At 35.9% G+C, this 22,422-nt stretch carries 16 protein-coding genes and 5 tRNA genes; 1 reads left to right on the plus strand and 20 read right to left on the minus strand.

Going from position 1 to position 22,422, the window contains the following annotated elements:
- Positions 1-150: 150 nt before the first annotated feature.
- From rpoC to rpsU, 17 genes are all read right to left on the minus strand, one after another.
- Positions 151-4,443 (minus strand): DNA-directed RNA polymerase subunit beta', encoded by a 4,293-nt coding sequence (gene rpoC, locus EZ428_RS22665; protein WP_131555636.1) that lies wholly within the window; start codon positions 4,441-4,443, stop codon positions 151-153.
- Positions 4,444-4,540: 97 nt separating this feature from the next.
- Complete coding sequence (rpoB, locus tag EZ428_RS22670; RefSeq protein ID WP_131555637.1) at positions 4,541-8,347, minus strand: DNA-directed RNA polymerase subunit beta; 3,807 nt, start codon at positions 8,345-8,347, stop codon at positions 4,541-4,543.
- 154 nt (positions 8,348-8,501) lie between these two features.
- Entirely contained in the window at positions 8,502-8,879 is a 378-nt protein-coding gene (gene rplL, locus EZ428_RS22675) for a 50S ribosomal protein L7/L12 (RefSeq protein ID WP_131555638.1), read from the minus strand.
- 64 nt (positions 8,880-8,943) lie between these two features.
- Positions 8,944-9,465, minus strand: coding sequence for a 50S ribosomal protein L10 (gene rplJ, locus EZ428_RS22680; RefSeq protein WP_131555639.1), 522 nt, complete (start codon positions 9,463-9,465; stop codon positions 8,944-8,946).
- A gap of 2 nt (positions 9,466-9,467) precedes the next feature.
- The gene (gene rplA / locus EZ428_RS22685; protein ID WP_055132255.1) at positions 9,468-10,166 is read right to left on the minus strand and encodes a 50S ribosomal protein L1; all 699 of its coding nucleotides are present in this window, start codon (positions 10,164-10,166) and stop codon (positions 9,468-9,470) included.
- A gap of 23 nt (positions 10,167-10,189) precedes the next feature.
- Positions 10,190-10,633 carry a 50S ribosomal protein L11 gene (gene rplK / locus EZ428_RS22690; protein WP_131555640.1) on the minus strand — a complete coding sequence of 148 codons (444 nt, stop codon included), beginning with the start codon at positions 10,631-10,633 and terminating at the stop codon, positions 10,190-10,192.
- 202 nt (positions 10,634-10,835) lie between these two features.
- A complete protein-coding gene (gene nusG / locus EZ428_RS22695) occupies positions 10,836-11,378 on the minus strand; it encodes a transcription termination/antitermination protein NusG (protein WP_131555641.1) in 543 nt (180 codons plus the stop codon).
- Positions 11,379-11,386: 8 nt separating this feature from the next.
- Complete coding sequence (gene secE, locus EZ428_RS22700) at positions 11,387-11,584, minus strand: preprotein translocase subunit SecE (protein ID WP_131555642.1); 198 nt, start codon at positions 11,582-11,584, stop codon at positions 11,387-11,389.
- Between the two features lie 17 nt (positions 11,585-11,601).
- Positions 11,602-11,672 (minus strand) — tRNA-Trp (locus tag EZ428_RS22705).
- 64 nt (positions 11,673-11,736) lie between these two features.
- Entirely contained in the window at positions 11,737-12,924 is a 1,188-nt protein-coding gene (gene tuf, locus EZ428_RS22710; protein ID WP_131555643.1) for an elongation factor Tu, read from the minus strand.
- 130 nt (positions 12,925-13,054) lie between these two features.
- Positions 13,055-13,126 (minus strand) — tRNA-Thr (locus EZ428_RS22715).
- Positions 13,127-13,206: 80 nt separating this feature from the next.
- A tRNA-Gly gene (locus EZ428_RS22720) sits at positions 13,207-13,279 on the minus strand.
- Between the two features lie 85 nt (positions 13,280-13,364).
- Positions 13,365-13,447: transfer RNA gene (locus EZ428_RS22725), tRNA-Tyr, on the minus strand.
- A gap of 87 nt (positions 13,448-13,534) precedes the next feature.
- A tRNA-Thr gene (locus EZ428_RS22730) sits at positions 13,535-13,607 on the minus strand.
- 243 nt (positions 13,608-13,850) lie between these two features.
- Positions 13,851-14,198: a ribosome hibernation-promoting factor, HPF/YfiA family gene (gene hpf, locus EZ428_RS22735; RefSeq protein ID WP_131555644.1), complete on the minus strand. Its 348-nt coding sequence runs from the start codon at positions 14,196-14,198 to the stop codon at positions 13,851-13,853.
- Positions 14,199-14,211: 13 nt separating this feature from the next.
- Positions 14,212-15,096 (minus strand): tyrosine-type recombinase/integrase, encoded by an 885-nt coding sequence (locus EZ428_RS22740; RefSeq protein WP_131555645.1) that lies wholly within the window; start codon positions 15,094-15,096, stop codon positions 14,212-14,214.
- A 120-nt stretch (positions 15,097-15,216) separates the two neighbouring features.
- Positions 15,217-15,411: a 30S ribosomal protein S21 gene (gene rpsU / locus EZ428_RS22745; protein ID WP_055132547.1), complete on the minus strand. Its 195-nt coding sequence runs from the start codon at positions 15,409-15,411 to the stop codon at positions 15,217-15,219.
- A gap of 234 nt (positions 15,412-15,645) precedes the next feature.
- Here rpsU and EZ428_RS22750 point away from each other — a divergent pair, with 234 nt between their 5' ends.
- Entirely contained in the window at positions 15,646-16,032 is a 387-nt protein-coding gene (locus tag EZ428_RS22750; protein ID WP_131555646.1) for a hypothetical protein, read from the plus strand.
- A gap of 187 nt (positions 16,033-16,219) precedes the next feature.
- On the opposite strand, the gene EZ428_RS22755 is transcribed toward EZ428_RS22750, so the two are convergent.
- From EZ428_RS22755 to EZ428_RS22765, 3 genes are all read right to left on the minus strand, one after another.
- The gene (locus EZ428_RS22755) at positions 16,220-17,671 is read right to left on the minus strand and encodes a RagB/SusD family nutrient uptake outer membrane protein (RefSeq protein WP_131555647.1); all 1,452 of its coding nucleotides are present in this window, start codon (positions 17,669-17,671) and stop codon (positions 16,220-16,222) included.
- Positions 17,672-17,681: 10 nt separating this feature from the next.
- Complete coding sequence (locus EZ428_RS22760; protein WP_131555648.1) at positions 17,682-20,810, minus strand: SusC/RagA family TonB-linked outer membrane protein; 3,129 nt, start codon at positions 20,808-20,810, stop codon at positions 17,682-17,684.
- 634 nt (positions 20,811-21,444) lie between these two features.
- The gene (locus EZ428_RS22765) at positions 21,445-22,353 is read right to left on the minus strand and encodes a hypothetical protein (RefSeq protein WP_131555649.1); all 909 of its coding nucleotides are present in this window, start codon (positions 22,351-22,353) and stop codon (positions 21,445-21,447) included.
- Positions 22,354-22,422 lie beyond the last annotated feature (69 nt).

Consider the following 22,422-nt stretch of genomic DNA (forward strand, 5'->3'; position numbering starts at 1 on the left):
ATTTTGATTTTGTAAATATCTATTCAAAAAATCAACTTCTATATACCACGAGCAGGGCATATTTAACTAAGGGTTATTGGGTACAAAAAAATCCCTAGCGAATTAACACTAGGGATTTTGATTATAATTCCCCTTTAGGGAATTTAGGGATTAAGCTTCTACTTCCTCTTCTTCTTGTTTCGAAGCTAATAATTTATCGTATTCTTCTTGAGAACCAACAATGATACGCTCATATCCACGAACACCAGTACCTGAAGGAATCAAGTGACCAACAATAACGTTTTCTTTTAAGCCTAACATATTATCACGTTTACCTGCAATTGCTGCCTCATTCAGTACTTTAGTAGTTTCCTGGAATGATGCCGCAGAGATAAATGATTTGGTACCCAATGAAGCTCTAGTAATACCTTGCAAAATTGAACTCGCTGTTGCTGGTTGTGCATCACGTACTTCAATCTGTTTCAAATCTTTACGTTTCAATTGAGAATTTTCATCTCTTAATTTACGTAGAGAAAGAATTTGACCTGGTTTTACTGTTTCTGAGTCCCCTGCTTCTACAACAACTTTTTTGTCATAAATTTCATCGTTCTCAACCATAAAGTCCCATCTATCAACAGAATCATTTTCTAAGAAACGAGTATCACCCGGATCTTCGATATGAACTTTCTGCATCATTTGGTGTACAATTACCTCGAAGTGTTTATCGTTAATTTTCACACCTTGTAAACGGTAAACCTCTTGGATACCATTTACTAAGTATTCTTGTACAGCCGCAGGGCCTTTAATAGCTAAAATATCAGCTGGAGAAATTGATCCATCAGATAATGGCATACCTGCTTTCACAAAGTCGTTATCCTGTACCAAAATGTGTTTAGACAATGGAACTAGATATTTTTTAACTTCTCCGTCTTTAGATTCAATAGTCATCTCACGATTACCACGTTTAACACCACCTAAAGTTACCACACCATCAATCTCAGTTACTACAGCCGGGTTAGATGGGTTACGTGCTTCGAATAACTCAGTTACACGTGGTAAACCACCCGTAATATCTCTTGTTTTTCCAGTAGCACGAGGTATCTTAACTAAAATCTGACCAGTTTGAACTGCTTCACCTTCTTCAATAGCGATGTGAGCACCTACTGGAATGTTATAATTCCTGATCAGTTCACCTTTTTTATCAACTACTTGAATAGCCGGATTTTTAGTTTTATCACGTGTATCGATAATAACTTTTTCACGGTGACCAGTTTGCTCATCAGACTCTTCACGGAAGGTTACACCTTCTACAATTGCATCGAAATGAATTTTACCTGCAAACTCTGAAATAATAACTGCGTTGTATGGATCCCATGAACAAATCTTATCGCCTTTAGAGATTTTGTCTCCTTCTTTAACGAATAAGAATGCACCATAAGGAATGTTGTTAGTTACAATTACTTTACCAGTACCTGGTTCAGTAATTTTAAACTCACCAGAACGACCCAATACGATATCAACTACACCATCTTCTGTAGTAGTTGGTACAGTACGTAAGTTTTCAAATTCGATAACACCGTCAAATTTAGCATTGATCTGAGATTCTGCAGCAATGTTTGATGCAGTACCACCCACGTGGAATGTACGTAAGGTTAACTGTGTACCCGGCTCACCGATAGACTGTGCAGCAATTACACCAACAGCTTCACCTCTTTGAACACGTTTACCGGATGCTAAGTTACGTCCATAACATAATGCACAAACACCACGTTTATTTTCGCAAGTTAATACCGAACGAATTTCAATACCTTCTAATGGAGATTCTTCAATCGTTTTTGCAATTTCTTCAGAAATATCTTCTCCTGCAGAAACCAACAATTTACCATCTAAAGGATTAAACACATCATGAAGTGAAATACGACCTAAAATTCTGTCATACAATGGTTCAACGACATCTTCATTGTCTTTTAATGCAGTAGTGTACATACCTCTTAAAGTACCACAATCTACAGCGTTAACAATCATATCTTGCGCAACGTCATGTAAACGACGAGTTAAGTAACCAGCATCTGCTGTTTTTAACGCTGTATCCGCCAAACCTTTACGAGCACCGTGAGTAGATATAAAGTATTCCAATACCGATAATCCTTCTTTAAAGTTAGATAAAATCGGGTTTTCGATAATCTCACCACCTGAACCAGATTTTTGAGGTTTAGCCATCAAACCACGCATACCTGCTAACTGACGAATTTGCTCCTTAGAACCACGGGCTCCAGAGTCAAGCATCATATAAACAGAGTTGAAACCTTGGTTATCGCTAGACAATTGGTTCATTACAAACGTAGTTAAACGGTTGTTAATACGAGTCCAGATATCGATAATTTGGTTGTAACGTTCGTTGTTGGTAATAAAACCCATGTTATAGTTGTTTCTTACCTCTTCAACTTCACCAGCTGCTTGTTCCAATAAAGTATGTTTCTCTACCGGAATGTTAACATCTTGTAAGTTAAACGATAATCCACCTTGGAATGCCATTCTAAATCCAAGTTCTTTGATATCATCAAGGAATCTTGCAGAACGAGCCATACCAGTCATTTTCACTACTTCACCAATAATATCTCTTAAAGATTTTTTAGTTAATAGCTCATTGATATAACCCACTTCTTCTGGCACCATTTGGTTAAACAATACTCTACCAACAGTAGTTTCAGTTAATTTATTTACAATCGTTCCATCCTCTTGTTTTACGTTAACTTTCACTTTAATGAAAGCGTGTAAATCAATTTTCTTCTCGTTGTAAGCAATGATAACTTCTTCTGGAGAATAGAATGATGAATCTTGTCCTTTAACAACACGACCAGCATCAGTTCTACGGCCTTTAGTAATATAATAAAGACCCAAAACCATATCCTGAGATGGAACCGTAATCGGTGTGCCATTTGCAGGGTTTAGAATATTGTGAGCTGCTAACATTAGAACTTGGGCTTCCAAAATTGCTGCATGACCTAAAGGTAAATGCACCGCCATCTGGTCACCATCAAAATCCGCGTTAAATGCAGTACAAACTAATGGGTGTAATTGAATAGCTTTCCCTTCAATTAAACGTGGTTGGAAAGACTGGATACCTAATCTGTGCAACGTAGGTGCACGGTTAAGCAACACTGGGTGTCCTTTTAATACGTTTTCAAGAATATCCCAAACTAATGGGTCTTTTCTATCTACAATTTTCTTAGCAGATTTAACTGTTTTCACAATTCCACGTTCAATCATCTTGCGAATAATAAACGGTTTGAAAAGCTCAGCAGCCATATCTTTAGGTAAACCACACTCGTGTAGTTTAAGGTTTGGTCCTACAACAATTACCGAACGAGCAGAATAATCCACACGTTTACCTAGTAAGTTCTGACGGAAACGACCTTGTTTACCTTTTAAAATATCGGATAGAGATTTTAATGCTCTGTTACCTTCAGTTTTAACAGCATTTACTTTACGTGAGTTATCAAATAACGAATCTACAGCTTCCTGTAACATACGTTTCTCGTTACGTAAAATAACTTCTGGTGCCTTAATCTCAATCAAACGTTTTAAACGGTTGTTACGGATAATTACACGACGATATAAATCGTTCAAATCTGAAGTTGCAAAACGACCACCTTCTAATGGTACTAAAGGACGTAATTCTGGTGGAATAACAGGAACGATTTTAATGATCATCCACTCTGGGTTATTCTCAATACGAGTTCTAGCACCACGGAAAGCTTCAACAACTTGAAGACGTTTTAACGCCTCATTTTTACGTTGTTGAGAAGTTTCGTTAGCAGCTTGGTGACGTAAATTGTATGATAAGCTATCTAAATCAATACGTTTTAATAAATCTTCTAATGCTTCAGCTCCCATTTTGGCAACGAATTTATTAGGATCTTTATCGTCTAAATATTGATTTTCTTTAGGTAATTTATCTAAGATATCTAAATATTCTTCCTCAGTTAAGAAGTCCATATAGTTGATACCTTGATCTGCCATTAAACCAGATTGAATTACTACATAACGCTCGTAGTAAATGATCAAATCTAGTCTTTTGGTAGGTAAACCTAAAAGATAACCGATTTTGTTAGGTAAAGAACGGAAATACCAGATATGCGCAACAGGCACCACCAAGTTGATGTGACCCATACGCTCTCTACGTACTTTTTTCTCAGTTACCTCAACACCACAACGGTCACAAACAATACCTTTATAACGGATACGTTTGTATTTACCACAGTGACATTCGTAATCTTTTACTGGACCAAAAATACGCTCGCAAAACAAACCATCACGTTCTGGTTTGTAAGTACGATAATTGATAGTCTCAGGTTTTAACACCTCACCACTTGAACGCTCTAAAATATTCTCAGGCGATGCCAAGCTAATGGTAATCGAGGTGAAATTGCTTTTTAATTTATTATCCTTTTTGTAAGACATAGCTCTTTTGTTTTGAGTACTTAGTCGTTAGTAGTTAGTAATTAGACTTGGCGCTTAGCTTTTATCTAACTACTAAATACTTTATACTGAATACTATTTAGTCTAACGTAATATCTAAACCTAAACCGCGTAACTCATGTACCAATACATTAAATGATTCTGGTACACCTGGAGTTGGTAGGTTTTCGCCTTTAACGATGGCTTCGTAAGTTTTGGCTCTTCCAATAACATCATCAGATTTAACTGTTAAGATCTCTTGTAGGATATTAGCTGCACCAAATGCCTCTAATGCCCAAACCTCCATCTCACCAAAACGCTGACCCCCGAATTGAGCTTTACCACCCAATGGTTGTTGTGTAATTAATGAGTATGGTCCGATAGAACGAGCGTGCATCTTATCATCAACCATGTGACCCAGTTTAAGCATATAAATAATACCTACTGTAGTTGGCTGATCAAACTTCTCACCCGTTAAACCATTGTGTAAGTAAGTTCTACCAGAAGCTGGTACACCTGCCTTAGCAATCCACTCTTCAACCTCATCAGATTTAGCACCATCAAAAATTGGAGTTGCAAATTTTACACCCAATTCTTTACCAGCCCAAGCTAATACAGTTTCGTAGATCTGACCCAAGTTCATACGTGAAGGTACACCCAATGGGTTCAACACGATATCAACTGGTGTTCCATCTTCTAAGAATGGCATATCTTCATCACGTACAATACGAGCAACAATACCCTTATTACCGTGACGACCAGCCATCTTATCACCTACTTTTAATTTACGTTTTTTAGCTACATAAACTTTCGCCATTTGAACAATTCCTGATGGTAACTCATCACCAACACTAATTGCAAATTTATCGCGTTTGTAAGCACCTAATTCTTCGTTTACACGGATACCATAGTTATGTAACAACAACTTGATTTGATCGTTTTTATCATCATCAGTTGTCCATTTGTATGGGTTAATATGAGCATACTCTAGGTCTGCTAATATTTTCTGAGTAAACTTAGCACCTTTAGCGATTAACATTTCCTTGTAAACGTTAAATACACCTTGAGATGTTTTACCGTTAACGATTTGGAACAATTTATCAACTAACTCGTTTTTAAGGTTCTCTGTAGCTAAATTATATCTCTTATCTAATTTCTCAATAGCCGATTTTTCTTCTGCTTTAGTAGTTTTCTTAGCTCTTGAGAATAATTTAGTATCAATTACCACACCTTTAATTGAAGGTGGAGTTTTTAATGAAGCATCTTTAACATCACCGGCTTTATCACCAAAGATTGCACGAAGTAATTTCTCTTCTGGTGAAGGATCAGACTCTCCTTTTGGTGTAATTTTACCAATTAGGATATCGCCTTCTTTTACTTCAGCACCAATACGGATGATACCGTTTTCATCTAAATCTTTAGTAGCTTCTTCAGAAACGTTAGGGATATCTGGTGTTAATTCCTCTTCTCCACGTTTTGTATCACGTACTTCCAATTCAAACTCTTCAATGTGTAAAGAGGTAAAAATATCATCCCTAACAATGCGCTCGTTAATTACAATCGCATCCTCAAAGTTATATCCTTGCCAAGGCATGAAAGCAACTTTTAAGTTTCTCCCTAATGCCAACTCTCCATTTTCAGTTGCATAACCTTCACAAAGTACTTGACCTTTAACAACTTTCTGACCTTTCTTAACAATTGGTTTTAAGTTGATACAAGTATTCTGGTTGGTCTTTTTGAACTTGATTAATTTATAAGTTTTGCTATCACCTTCAAATGATACTAAACGATCTCCATCGTTACGTACATATTTAATTGTGATTTCGTTAGCATCTACATATTCTACAACACCATCACCTTCTGCATTGATCAAAGTTCTTGAGTCACGAGCAACGCGACCTTCTAAACCTGTACCAACAATTGGAGCCTCAGGACGTAACAATGGTACAGCCTGACGTTGCATGTTCGATCCCATCAAAGCCCTGTTCGCATCATCATGTTCCAAGAAAGGAATTAATGAAGCAGCGATAGAGGTAATTTGGTTAGGAGCAATATCCATTAAGTCCAATTTCTCAGGCTCAATGATCGGGAAGTCACCTTCGTAACGAGCTTTAACACGAGCAGTAGTAAAGTTTCCTTTTTCATCATACTCAGCATTTGCTTGTGCGATAGTTTTACCATCCTCATCTTCAGCAGAAAGATAGATTACATCTTTATCCATTGCCACAACACCATTCTCAACAATTTTATAAGGAGTTTCGATGAAACCTAAATTGTTAATTTTAGCGTGTACACATAGTGATGAAATCAAACCAATGTTTGGTCCCTCTGGAGTTTCAATGGTACATAAACGACCATAGTGAGTATAGTGAACGTCACGAACCTCGAAACCAGCACGCTCACGTGATAAACCACCTGGGCCTAAAGCTGACAAACGACGTTTGTGTGTAATCTCTGCCAAAGGATTGGTTTGATCCATGAACTGAGATAATTGGTTAGTACCAAAGAATGAATTAATAACCGACGATAAAGTACGGGCATTAATCAAATCTGTTGGCGTAAACACCTCATTATCACGAATGTTCATACGCTCACGGATAGTTCTAGCCATACGAGCTAAACCAACACCGAATTGCGCATATAATTGCTCACCTACTGTACGAACACGACGGTTAGACAAGTGATCAATATCATCCACTTCTTCTTTAGAGTTAATCAATTTGATCAAGTATTTAACAATAGCAATAATATCTGCTTTAGTTAATACTTTCACATGATCTGGAGTATCCATTTTTAACTTACGGTTAATACGGTATCTACCCACATCACCTAAGTCATAACGTTTATCTGAGAAGAATAAACGCTCAATGATACCTCTTGCAGTTTCCTCATCAGGTGGTTCTGCGTTACGCAAAGCACGATAGATGTTTTCAACAGCCTCTTTTTCAGAGTTTGAAGTATCTTTTTGTAAAGTATTGTATATAATGGTATAATCAGCTTGAGATGCACCATCATCTTTAGATAAGATAATAGTTTTAACACCCGCATCGATGATCATATCGATATGGTCGTCTTCAAGAACGGTATCCCTATCTAAGATAACTTCATTACGATCTATAGAAACAACTTCACCTGTATCCTCATCTACAAAATCTTCTGTCCATTTTCTTAAAACTCTTGCAGCCAGTTTACGTCCTGTATACTTCTTTAAACCTGATTTACTAACTTTTACTTCGTCAGCAAGATCAAACAATTCTAAGATGTCTTTATCAGAATCATAACCGATTGCACGCAATAAGGTGGTTACCGGGAATTTTTTCTTACGGTCGATGTAAGCATACATTACGTTGTTAACATCTGTAGCAAACTCAATCCAAGAACCTTTGAAAGGAATCACACGAGCAGAATACAATTTAGTTCCATTTGTGTGACGGCTTTGGCCGAAGAACACACCTGGAGACCTGTGCAATTGAGAAACAATTACACGTTCTGCACCGTTAATCACAAACGTACCTTTAGGAGTCATATAAGGTATGGTTCCTAAATATACATCTTGAATGATGGTTTCAAAATCCTCGTGTTCTGCATCGTTACAAGAAAGTTTAAGCTTTGCCTTTAACGGAACACTGTAAGTTAACCCACGGTCAATACATTCAGGAATGTCATAACGTGGTGGGTCAATAAAATAATCTAAAAATTCTAAAACGAATATGTTTCTAGAATCTGTGATTGGGAAATTTTCAGCAAATACTTTAAATAAACCTTCTGTGTGACGGTTATCTGAAGTTGTTTCTATCTGAAAAAATTCTCTAAATGATTGCAACTGCACATCCAGAAAATCTGGATAATCTATGATATGCTTACTACGTGCAAAATTTACTCTTTGGTCTACGACTTTACTTGCCAAGGGACTAAATTTAATTTAGTTTAAGAATAAACTATTAGTTTGGTTTGCCTTTAAACAGATCACCAACCAAACAAGATGAAATGTTTATAAACGGGAATAGACTCCGACTTAACAGTCGGAGTCTTATTCTTAAAGGTTCGTTAAAATTAAGTGATTACTTAATCTCAACTACAGCTCCAGCTTCTTCTAATTGTTTTTTCAAAGCTTCTGCTTCGTCTTTAGCAACACCAGTTTTTAATTCTTTTGGTGCACCATCAACTAAGTCTTTAGCTTCTTTCAAACCTAAACCAGTTAAGTCTTTCACTAATTTAACAACTGCTAATTTAGCACCACCAGCTTCTTTCAATATTACATCGAAAGTAGTTTTTTCTTCAACTGCAGCAGCTTCGCCACCAGCAGCAGGACCTGCAACAGCAACCGCCGCAGCAGCTGGTTCGATACCATACTCGTCTTTTAAGATTTGAGCTAATTCGTTAACTTCTTTAACTGTTAAGTTTACCAATTGCTCAGCAAACGCTTTTAAATCTGCCATTTTATTAAGATTTTAAAAATTTACGTAAAAATATTTTTGTTTAATTCCGAACTTAAGGTGTTCGTTAACCTCTTTCTTGTAGTGTTTTAACAATACCTGCAATTTTGTTACCGCCAGATTGTAATGCCGAAACAACATTTTTAGCTGGTGATTGTAATAATCCAATGATTTCGCCAATAAGTTCTTCTCTTGATTTAAGACTTACTAATGCATCTAATTGGTTATCACCAACAAATATTGCTGTATCGATATAAGCACCTTTAAGCGCTGGTTTCGTTTCTTTACCTTTTCTTAGAGATTTGATCAGCTTAGCTGGTGCATTTCCTACTTTTGAAAATAATAAAGCCGATTGACCTTTTAATGCTGCGTGTATCTCAGACGAGTCGCCTTCTAATCCATCAATCGCAATTTTGATTAATGTATTTTTTGCAACTTTCATTTCGATACCACTTTCGAAACATTTGCGACGGATGTTATTTACTTTCTCAACAGATAAGCCTGACGTATCAGCAATGTAAAAATTGCCATACTCTTGCATTTTCTCTTGTAGAGCTAAAACTACTTCTTGTTTTTCTTCTCTGTTCATAATTAGATCCCCGCTACTGATTTAGTTTCGATTGCAATTCCAGGACTCATTGTAGAAGACACGTGAATGCTTTTAAAATAAGTTCCTTTTGCAGCAGAAGGTTTTAATTTTGAAATCGTTTGAAGTACTTCCAACGCGTTTTCATATATTTTCTCTGCTGAGAATGATACTTTTCCTATTGAAGCATGGATGATACCAGTTTTGTCAACTTTAAAATCAATCTTACCGCCTTTTACGTCAGTCACAGCTTTTCCAACTTCGTTGGTAACTGTACCTGATTTTGGGTTTGGCATAAGGTTACGTGGACCTAAAACGCGGCCCAGTTTACCTACTTTTGCCATACAAGCAGGAGTAGTGATAATAATGTCAACATCTGTCCAACCACCTTCAATCTTTGCCACATATTCGTCTAAACCTACGAAATCTGCACCTGCAGCTTTAGCCTCTTCTTCCTTATCAGGAGTACAAAGAACTAAAACACGTACAGTTTTACCTGTACCGTGAGGTAAAGTAGCTATACCACGTACCATTTGATTGGCTTTACGTGGATCTACACCTAAACTCACATCGATATCAACCGATGCATCAAATTTAGTTGTAGTAATCTCTTTTACCAAAGCAGCCGCATCCTGTAAAGAATACGATTTACCGATTTCTAGTTTAGCGTGTGCCAGTTTTTGATTTTTTGTTAATTTCGCCACTGTTGTAAACTGTTTTTTGTTAATTAATTTGTCCAGGGTGCATCACCACTAACGATGATTCCCATACTGCGTGCTGTACCCGCTACCATTTTCATAGCAGATTCGATAGTGAATGAATTTAAATCAGTCATCTTATCTTCAGCAATTGACTTAACTTGATCCCAAGTCACCGAACCAACTTTCTTACGGTTGGGCTCAGCAGAACCACTCGTTAATTTAGTAGCTTCCAATAATTGGATAGCAACCGGAGGGGTTTTGATGATAAATTCGAAAGACTTGTCCACATATACAGTAATCACAACTGGTAATACTTTACCTGGCTTATCTTGGGTACGAGCATTGAATTGTTTACAAAACTCCATAATATTAACACCTTTAGCACCTAATGCAGGTCCTACTGGTGGTGATGGGTTTGCAGCTCCGCCTTTGATTTGTAATTTAACAAGTGCGCCGACTTCTTTTGCCATTTTCTGATTTGTTAATTGTAATACTCAATGTTAAATATTGGAAGCATGTAACATTTTGATATCCTATTGGGTATGAGAATTTGAGATATGAGAATTGAGACTACAGCCTCTTTTAACATGATAACCTAAACACATAAAACCAAAAGGACTGCAAAGATATGAATAATCTTGCAGTCCTCAAATATATTTTTTAAAATAAATTTTATTCCTTCTCTACTTGCATATAGTTAAGCTCTAGTGGAGTTTTACGTCCGAAGATTTTAACCATTACTTTCAATTTTTTCTTTTCTTCGTTAACCTCTTCAATAACTCCGGTAAACCCGTTAAATGGTCCGTCCATTACTTTAACATTCTCACCAACATAATAGGCGATGTTCATTGTTTCAGCTTGTTGGCTCATTTCATCAACCTTACCTAGAATACGGTTAACTTCTGCTTGGCGCATCGGAATTGCATTTCCGGCTTTGTCGCCTAAAAATCCAATTACACTATTTACACCTTTAATAACATGCTCTAACTCCCCATCAAGAATTGCTTCGATTAAAACATAACCAGGATAAAAGTTACGCTCCTTTGCAATTTTCTTTCCCTCTTTCATTTGATAGTATTTCTCCATCGGGATTAATACTTGAGGAACTAAATGAGAAAGACCTAAACGGCTAATTTCAGAATCTATGTACTGTTTTACTTTCTTCTCTTTACCACTTACCGCTCTAACTACATACCACTTTAACTGATCGTTCATCTAGTATTCTATTTAGAAAGTGAATTATAAAAAGTTTCTAATATATAATTAGCTCCTTTGTCCATTGCAAATACAACTAATGCAATAATTAATGATGCTACCAAAACCAATACTGCAGAATTTTGCAAATCTCCCCAAGTAGGCCAAGTTACCTTCTGGGTCATTTCTTCGTATGATTCTTTAATAAATTGAACTACACCAGCCATATTATATCTTTTAAAAGCACGGGAACAAGGATTCGAACCCTGATCAAAGGTTTTGGAGACCTCTATTCTACCATTGAACTATTCCCGTAGACACAATTAGCTAATCAGCGAATTTGCTAATTAGCTAATTGTGATATTTGAAGGGCTAACCCTTATTTTACAATTTCAGTTACCTGACCAGCACCTACAGTTCTACCACCTTCACGGATAGCGAAACGTAGACCTTTTTCCATTGCGATAGGAGAAATCAATTTTACAGAGATTGTAACGTTATCACCTGGCATTACCATTTCAGTTCCTTCAGCTAATGAAATTTCACCAGTTACATCTGTGGTACGGAAATAGAATTGTGGACGGTATTTGTTAAAAAATGGAGTGTGACGTCCACCTTCTGCTTTTGATAATACATAGATCTCAGCTTTAAAATCAGCGTGAGGAGTTACTGAACCTGGTTTACAAATTACCATACCACGTTTGATATCAGTTTTCTCAATACCACGTAATAATAAACCTACGTTATCACCTGCTTCACCGTAATCTAGGATCTTACGGAACATCTCAACTCCAGTTACTGTAGATTTTAAGTTCTCAGCACCCATACCTAAGATTTCAACTGGATCACCAGAGTTGATTACACCACGCTCAATACGACCAGTTGCAACAGTACCACGACCAGTGATAGAGAATACATCTTCAACAGGCATTAAGAATGGAAGTTCAGTTAAACGTGGAGGAATTGGAATGTAGCTATCTACAGCATCCATTAATTCCATAATTTTTGCTACCCATTTAGCATCACCGTTCAAGCCACCAAGAGCTGAACCTTGAATTACAGGAATATCATCACCAGGGAAATCATAGAAAGATAATAATTCACGAACTTCCATCTCTACTAATTCTAGTAATTCTGGATCATCCACCATATCAACTTTGTTCATGAAAACAACTAATGAAGGAACACCTACCTGACGAGCCAATAGAATGTGCTCGCGAGTTTGTGGCATTGGACCATCTGTAGCTGCTACCACAATGATAGCACCATCCATTTGAGCCGCACCAGTAACCATGTTTTTCACATAATCCGCGTGACCTGGACAGTCAACGTGGGCATAGTGACGGTTAGCTGTTGAATACTCAACGTGAGCCGTGTTAATTGTGATACCTCTTTCTTTTTCCTCTGGAGCAGAGTCAATCGAATCAAATGAACGCGCCTCAGATAAACCAGCATCAGATAACACTTTAGTGATAGCTGCTGTTAAGGTTGTTTTACCGTGGTCAACGTGACCGATAGTGCCGATATTTAAGTGCGGCTTGCTGCGGTCAAACTTTTCTTTTGCCATGTTTTTATACTTATTAGTAGGTTAACTTTTTTATTTATTTATTGTTTTGATACAATTTCAATACAAAAAACCTTGCTCATTCTGCATTTTAAACAGATTTAACAAAGTATTTATTCTTTATTCTTTTTAGAGCCAACTATGGGAATTGAACCCATGACCTCTTCCTTACCAAGGAAGTGCTCTACCGCTGAGCTAAGTCGGCTTTTTTAGTTTTCAGTAACCAATTTTCAGTTTTCAGTTCAAACTGTCAACTGTTAACCGCCAACTGCTCACTCTTTTAAGAGCGGAAGACGAGGTTCGAACTCGCGACCTATAGCTTGGAAGGCTATCGCTCTACCAACTGAGCTACTTCCGCTTTTTGATTTACAATTTTTGATTTACGAATTACAATTGAAATCTATCAATCCAAAATCGTTAATCTACAATCTAAAATCAGATTGTGGGGGGAGAAGGATTCGAACCTTCGAAATCTTGCGATAACAGAGTTACAGTCTGTCCCATTTGGCCGCTCTGGAATCCCCCCGCTTTTTATTTTAGATTTTAGATTTACGAATTATGACTGAACTTGCGCTCAATCTAAAGTCGAAAATTTACCATCGTAAATAAAAAGAGCCTCCTATCGGGATCGAACCAATGACCTACTGATTACAAGTCAGTTGCTCTACCAGCTGAGCTAAGGAGGCTTTTATACTTTTTTTTTAATGTGGCGCAAATATATAAAAAATTGTGTTTTTATATAATCGAACTAACATTTTTTTATTTTTTAACTTTTCACAGAACAACCCGTTTCTACTCCGAAGCAATGCCCCTTCCGAAATGGAATGCAAATCTACAATAATTAATCTTTGAAAAAAATTTATTTTAAAAAAAAATTGACGGAATACTTTCCGTCAATTCTTATATAATTCAATGTTAAAAATATCTACTTAATAATCAGATACTTCATCTGCATTTAAAAGCGCTTTATGCTCGCTTAATTTTGCTCTTGTTTTATCTTTATGCTTGGTAATTTGTTTTTTTAGTGATTCGATAGCCAAATCTGTAGCCTCTTCGAATGATTTGCATTGCTCTTTTGCAAATAATGTACCTCCAGGAACCATTAATTTTATTTCTGATATCTTATTTTCTTCGTCTTCTACATTTTCGAGTTTCAAATAAACCTCGCCCCCTATGATTTGGTCAAAGAATAAATCTAACTTATCTACTTTTTTCTGAATGAAATCTAATAATTTCTTGTCCGCATTGAAATGGATCGACTGTACTCTAATTTTCATTTTTCCTCCTTTTTTATGCCTTTGGATGGGCTTGTTTATATATAGTTTTTAAACGTTCTACTGAATTGTGTGTATAAACTTGTGTTGCAGCTAAGCTTGAGTGCCCCAACAACTCTTTAATCGAATTTAGATCTGCGCCTCTATTCAATAAACTAGTTGCAAAAGAGTGCCTCAAAACATGGGGACTTTTTTTATCTTGGGTTGATATTAATGTCAAATAACTAGTTACTATCCTATATATTAATTTGGGATAGGCTGGGGCGCCAGGATTGCTAACGATTAAGGTAGTGCTTTTGTTATCAAATTTTTGCAATGATTTTAATTCAATGTAATTTTTTATTTGAATGACCAATTCACTATGCAATGGGATAATACGTTCTTTATTCCTCTTGCCCAGCACTTTAATGGTTGCCTCGTAAAAATTCACATCAGTTTCTTTTAAAAGTAACAATTCTGCTAAACGAACGCCAGTACCAAAAAGCATTTCTAATACCAATTTGTCTCTTTGACTAGAGAAACTTTCATCAAAGCTATCTAACCCATCTAACAGCAAATCCATTTTAGCATCTTCAATAAACACGGGCAATCGTTTTGGCACTTTAGGTGCCTTAATTAATAACATTGGATTTTTCTTTAACGCTTGCTCTCGTAAAAGATATTTGTAGAAACTACGAAGAGATGATATTTTTCGTCCAATTGCATTTTCAGAAATTTTCAAGTCCATTAAAGAAACCACAAAACTTCTAACTTGTGGTGTTTGAGCTGAGATGAGATCAGTTTCAAATTCCTCTTGCAAAAACTTCTCGAATTGTAATAGATCAGTATGATATGACTTTACAGTATGTGGAGAATAACGCTTCTCATGTTGCAAATAGGTTAAAAAACTACTAATAAGCATAGGCCTTATTCGTTATTCAATATTTGTCAATATACAAAAAAATGAATTGCAAATTATTTTTTTCAAAAAAAAAGTCCCAACTAAACGTCGAGACTTTTTTATCTATTAAACAAGTTAAAACTATAAAGTTCCTTCTTGGTTCATGTTCTGAATGTAAACAGCATGTTTGATTTCTGTACGACGAGCAACAGATTTTTTCTCGTATGCCTGACGACTACGTAGTTCTCTCAATACACCAGTTTTTTCAAACTTTTTCTTGAAACGTTTAAGCGCTTTATCTAATGATTCGCCGTCTTTAATGTTAATAATGATCATAACGTAGAAATACCTCCTCTCGATGTGTTTAATGTTCCCTGTTATTGGGGTTGCAAATGTAGGTAAAATATTGAAAATTAGAAAGGTTTTTATAAATATTTTTATAAATGTACTGTAGAGAGATTTAAAATGACCTAACCGTTAATGTCAGCTTAAGTTGGCATTAAAATGGTTTGCCATTATTGATATTAATCTATTATTGTTTACTACTTTTAAATACCTAAGAAACACATCATGACAATCGGAAAAAAAATTATTGCCTACAGCACAATAGTTGTTGTACTCATTTTAAGCATCGTTATTTATTATCGTTATTACTTTGTGTTTGGAGAAGGCGTAAAAGCTGGCGAACTAAATTACATTGTAAAAAAGGGTTACTTGTTTAAAACCTATGAAGGAAAAATTATTCAAGTAGGTTTAAAATCTAGAACCACTGGAAATGTACAATCTAATGAGTTTGAATTCTCGGTAGGCAACGAAGAGGTCGCCGACAAGATGATGGCAAATAGTGGTAAAATGTTCGAGTTACATTATAAAGAATACAAAGGTGCTCTGCCATGGAGGGGGTTTAAGGCCTATGTGGTTGATAGCATCGTATCTATAAGGGAACCTTTGCCTTAAACGAAAACATACATACGTAATTCGAAGCTGTTTCTATTGCAGTTTTAACCTCTAATTACCATTGGAACATTTATATGCAGTCTTGAGTTATCGTGAAATTTGCCGTATCAAACAAAGCATCATCTATGGCAATTAAATAAAAGTGCCCCGGAAAATTCGGGGCACTTCATTAAACGTAAATCTAGAATTAGTTATCCGTCATTAATTTGTTATATAATAATTCTGTCTGTGAAATAGGAAAAATATATCTTCTATCGGTTGATGGAACTGAAGATACGGTTCCTTTTGCAGGAAGGTCTAAACCTAGTCTCAATAAATCTGGACTTCTTAACCCTTCTCCAAGCAACTCAATATTTCTCTCTTTTAAGAATGCGGTGGCAAGATCTGCAGATGTTGGAAAATCTACAGCTGTAAAAGTAGTTGTTGCATCAGAACGCTGCCTAACTGCATTTAACAGACTAATTGCCCTAGCATCAACTGTGTTAGTGCTTCTTGTAATGGCCTCACCCAAGCTTAGCAAAACCTCTGCATAACGAATAATCGGCACATAATCTATGTAAGGCGATGGTGTTGCAAACTTACCCATCAGCTTACTAGGCACACCACTTATTGTAGCCGTACCTATTAATGTCCTTCTAGTGTCCGTTGCCTTCCAACCTGCATCGGCAATAATACCAGCATCATTTAATTTAAACTCTCTAACCGAGAAAAAATAAGAACCTAATGCCGTTTGACCACCAACAACATCAGTAGTTGCATTCATAGGTGATGACATAATTGATTCTGTAGTGGTATATGGCGTTTTGAACACATTAGCCACATTAGCCTGTAGTGCATTGGCAACACCTGATGTTGCGGTAAACGGAGCTGCCGCACTTACAATCTTATTAGCTTCTGTAATTACGTCTGCGTAACGCTGCATACTTAAATACACCCTTGTTTTAAATGCGATTGCTGTATTCCTATGACCACGAATCGTGTTATCATATGCAGTAGTATAATTCAACGGCAAAGCTGTTTCGGCTTCATTTAGATCCTTTATAATCTGTGCATAAACCTCTCCAACAGTATTTCTAGCTAAATCATAATTACCTGCAACAGAATTACCTTTTAATCTTAATGGAACTCCTGGTTTACTACCATTTCCATCCCAATATGGCCTAGCGTATAATTGCAATAAACTATAATAACTAATTGCTCTTACCAATTTTGCTTCCGCAACATAATTGGCCGCCAATGCTGGCCCCACTGTTGCAGCGCCACCAGCAGCCATACCATCTATAAATAAATTACACCTGTTAATTACTGAGTAAGCGGCACCCCATAACCCTGTTACTTCTTGTGCATTATTAGAAGTTGTAAAATTCCATACCTGATAAGCTGTTACGGCATTTGTTGTTAGGTTAATATAATTATCTGCCCTTACTTCGTTGTAAACGATGTATCTACCACCATAAAAATCACCCGCCTTTAACCCTGAGTACATTCCGAGTACCTGGGCTTTTACCCTATCTGGCGTGCTAAAAGAAAATTCAAAGGAAACGGCATTAACCGATTCTGGATTTAATTTCGACTCCTTTCTGCATGATGTAGCTATAAGAGCTAGCAATGCAAGTGTATATATTATTTTTCTTTTCATGTTAATCATCTTAAAATTTGAAATTTAATCCTGCAGTAAACACTCTTGCACTTGCTACTGAGTTACGCTCAACACCTTGAGAACCATTAGAACCACCATTTGATGAAACTTCAGGGTCAGTACCATTGTATTTGGTAAGGATGAGTAAATTTTGTCCACTTACAAATACCCTTGCAGAAGCAATCTTCATTTTAGTAAGAAAGCTACCCGGAACAGTATAACCAATCGAGATATCCCTCAACTTAATAAAATCCCCCTTATAAACATTTATATCAAGAGGCACAGCAGAACCGTTAGACATATTATCTCCCGCTACCACTCTTGGCACTGAGGTAATCTGACCTGGAGTAGTCCACCTATTTAAGATATCTACAGAGTTATTCCAAAAACGTTGGTCCATAATTGACGCTTGAGTTCCATTATAAATATAAAATCCTGCTTGATAGGTGATGGTTAAACTCAAATCAATATTCTTGTACTTGAAGTTATTGTTAAAACCACCATAGAATTTAGGCTGAGAGTTACCATAGATTTGTTGATCTTGAGAAGTAATACCAGGAGCGATAGACCCATCTTCATATTTCCAGCGGCTTGCCACAGGTGAGGCATGATCATAAAGCATTTTTCTGCCTGTAGAACCGCTAACATAGATTCTTCTTCCAGTTGCAGGGTCAACACCAGCAGTAGTTACAACATAAATCATTCCTAGCGACGTTCCAACTCTTGATATATTGGCAGTTTCTAACCCTGATGTTGTTGAAGTAAATTGAGTTATTGTTGGCGTAAGTGATTCAATTACGTTTTTATTATAGGTAAAGTTAAAAGATGACGACCAGCTAAAATTCTTAGTCGTTATTGCCTGCGCATTTGCAGTAAACTCATAACCTTTATTGTACATAGAACCAATGTTAGTTTGTGGAGAATTTGGCAAACCAGCTGATGGAGCTTGAGGAACATTGTATATCAATCCATCGATATCATTTTTATAATAAGCCAATTCGAAGGTAATCCTGTCTTTTAAGATACCAAAATTTACACCTACATCTAATTTCTTACTAGTCTCCCAACCTATCTCAGAATTACCAGCCTGACTAAAGTTTAATGTTGGCGCACCTCCAAATAAACCTGGGCTATAGTAAGAATTTGGAGCTAAATTGCCTAAACCGGCAAAGTTACCAACTTCACCATAGCTACCTCTTAATTTAAAACTGCTAAAAACTTTACCAATTTTGCCATTTTTCCAAAAATCCTCCTGAGCTAACTCATACCCTAACCCAAAACTGTAAAATGTACCAGCCTTTTTATCAGGACCAAATGCAGAATACTCATCTTGTCGTAAAGTACCATTAACTATATATTTCTTTTTATAATCATAGTTTAAACGACCAAAAAATGAAACTAAATAGTTTTCTCCAAAACCTCCAGTATTAGAAAATTGGGTGTAACCAGCAGTGAAATCATTAAAAGCTAAATCAGAAAGTCCAGACCTACCAGCACCAAACGACGTATTTACAGTAGTTTGTTGTTCTGTACCTAATAGTAAAGAAAAGGTATGATCGTTATTAAAAGTTTTATCTGCTTGCGCTGTAGTTGTCCAAACTGAACGTTTATTCTGACTGTAACTCATACCCGCAGAGCCTAATGCTGCAAAACCATCACCATTTACAGGGTTTGCAAAGGTATCATTGGTAGAATATAGATAATCTATGCCATAAACGCTCCTTAATGTAACCATTGGAATTGGTCTATACTGCACAAATGCATTCGATTGAACTCTATTCAAATAGTTGTAAGATCTATCCAAATCAATTTGAACAACAGGATTATAGAAGCCAACCTGACTGACCTTATTATTCATGATACCTAAGTTATTTCCGCTTAAGTTATAACCACCAGCATTTGAATAAGGTGAAACGTTAGGAGAATTAACTAAAGCAACACGACCAAGACCTGCAGTAGAAAATGCCTGACCATCTAGAGAGCCTGAACTAATAACAGCCAGGTTGTCTTCATTAGCATATTGCAATTTAGCACCTACACTTAATGTTTTGCTTATTTTATGATCAATATTAAAAAGCACACCTAATCTTTTATAGTCATTTTTTACAATTATACCTTGTTGATTGGTGTAGTTAAGCGACATGTAATAATTAGTAGACTCTGACCCACCAGAAACACTTAGTGAACTACTGTAAGAAACTCCTTGACGATAAGCATAGTCATACCAATTTGTATTGATTGGATTGCCATCCGGGCCATTAGTTAAGGCATAAGCATTAGTAGCGGCATTAAAAGTGCCCGCATTCCTTAGCCCTTCATTTTTCATGTCGGTATATTGATAAGCATCCATCATATCTGGCAATCTTTGCACATTCGCAATACCCGTCCAACCATCATAAGTAACTGTCGCTTTTCCAGTTCTTCCTCTTTTAGTTGTAATTACAACTACACCATTAGCCGCTCTACTACCATAAATTGCAGTTGCTGCAGCATCTTTTAATATGTCAATGGTTTCAATATCCTGGGGATTGATACTTGACAGCGCATTACCCGCTGCATTGCTCCCACTCACATCTCCCGTAAAAGACGCAACACCGTCAACAATAATTAACGGGTAAGAGCTTAATGAGATTGAGTTTGTACCTCGAATACGAAATACAGGAGGATTGTTAAGCACACCATTTGGTATTGATATTTGAACACCAGCTGCTTTACCTCCTAAGGCTTGATCAAAACTTTGAACAGGCCTATTTGCAATTTGGTTGCCTCTAATTGAAACAACAGAACCAACCAAGTCACTTTTCTTAACTGTCCCATAGCCAGTTACAACAACATCACTTAATGTGCTTGTATCTTCTTCTAATGTCACATTAATTGTACCTGAGGTAATAGTTAAAGTTTTACTTACATAACCTAAGAAACGAAATGCAAGCAATGTAGTATTATTAGGAACTGTAATAGAATAAACACCATCTTCATTGGTTTGAGTGGCAATTCTAGTACCTGGAACAGTAACGGAAACTCCTGGAAGGGGAAGCCCTCCTTTTTCTGTAATCTTTCCAGTAATAGTCTTCTGTTGTGCATTTACCGATGCACTCAGCAAAATTAGAAGGAACAAAACGAGTAGTTTTTCTTTCATACTTTTAGTTTTTAGGGTTAATGATTAATTATTATTGAGAAAATTTATTCTACATAAGCAAATCAGAAAGCAAAAAACGCGAATGAAATTTTTGGCAATTAAAACCTGCCTTATTTTTCCATATAGATAAATTATAAGGAAAAATAAATTGTTTTTTTCTCCAAAAAACATATTTTTTGGAGAAAAAAACAATAAAAATGAGATAATTAGTTTGTTTTAAGTTTTCGTAAAACCAAATTAGGTAAAAAAATGACTAAAACATTAAAATTTAATATTTATTTACTTTTTTTTAATAAAAAAATAAAAAAAGCATAATTTTTAGTGATTAAAAAACTGATTTTTAATCACTAAAAAGAAAATTAACAATAAAACACAATAATAAATATACTTATAACGCATAACACACTAATAAAATAGCAATTTAAAGAGTTTAAATAATATTTTTTATGGTTTTAAGTACAAAAAAAAAGAATTATTGTCATTTGGTAATCTAGCTTTTTAATAGTGCATAAAATTTACCTTAACAACCAAATTAACTTAACAACTTTATGGTTTCAACATCACACTATTACTACATAAGAAAGCCCTAACTTAAAAATAAGCTAGGGCCTTTTATTTATTCTAAAACAAGAATTTACAGATTGTTTAAATAGTTATCTATTGTACTTTGAGTTGCCAATGACACAGGTATGTTTAAATTCAAATCTGCACTAACAGTAAAACTTGTTGCCCCGAAATAAATTTTATCGTTCATATCCACAGAAATGATTACCAACTTACCTGCCATCCCAATCGGTAAAGAATTCAAATAAGATTGATGTTTGTTAACCGCCATAACAAAAGGCAAACCAATTACATTATTAAAATTGTCGAAAATTAAATAGGCTCTTTGCTCTTTAATACTTGGAATGACGCCTGCATATATTGGACCAGCCGTAACTGTTGTTTTTGGATTTGGGTTACTGTAAAAGTAATCGCAGTTAACCCAGCCAAAATTAGGTAATGAAAATTGATAATAAGCAGGCGTTGTGAATACCCTTGCTTTTTGATTTAACATCCAAGTACTATCCGATGCAGCTGTTGGTTTAAATTCAAATAAATCCATTGGTGCGGTACTTAACGTAGTAGGCACGTTAATATTTACTGTTGCAGCGGGATTTAATCTTAAAAGCTGACCGTTTTGAAGCGCTAAAATTTGAAACTCACCCCCTGACACTAAAAGCTGACCGTTAGATTCTGTAAATTTCCCAGACAATAAAATATCTCTTTTAGTTAATACTTCTTTTAAGGTAAGTTTTACATTTCCACTTACAGGATTTCCGATAGCATCTAAAAAAGCATTTGCAGGGAAATCTAATTTTATTCCCTTTGCCCCTGTAATTGTAAATGCCGTCCCTGCAACTCCATTAAAACTTTGGGTTGGAATTGAAAATTTAGAATTGAATTCGGCAAGACTTAAACCTTGAGATGAATTTGAACTGAAATCTTTTTTACAAGATGATAAACTAAATATTACTAATGCGATAAAGGTTAAATTTTTCATGATGATTATTTTTTGATAACGCTTACTCTATTTTGGCTTTTCTGCTTTCGCCTTTCGAGAGTATATCAC

Origin of the sequence: Pedobacter frigiditerrae (assembly GCF_004331645.1) — a bacterium.
Taxonomy (GTDB): Bacteria; Bacteroidota; Bacteroidia; order Sphingobacteriales; family Sphingobacteriaceae; genus Pedobacter; species Pedobacter frigiditerrae.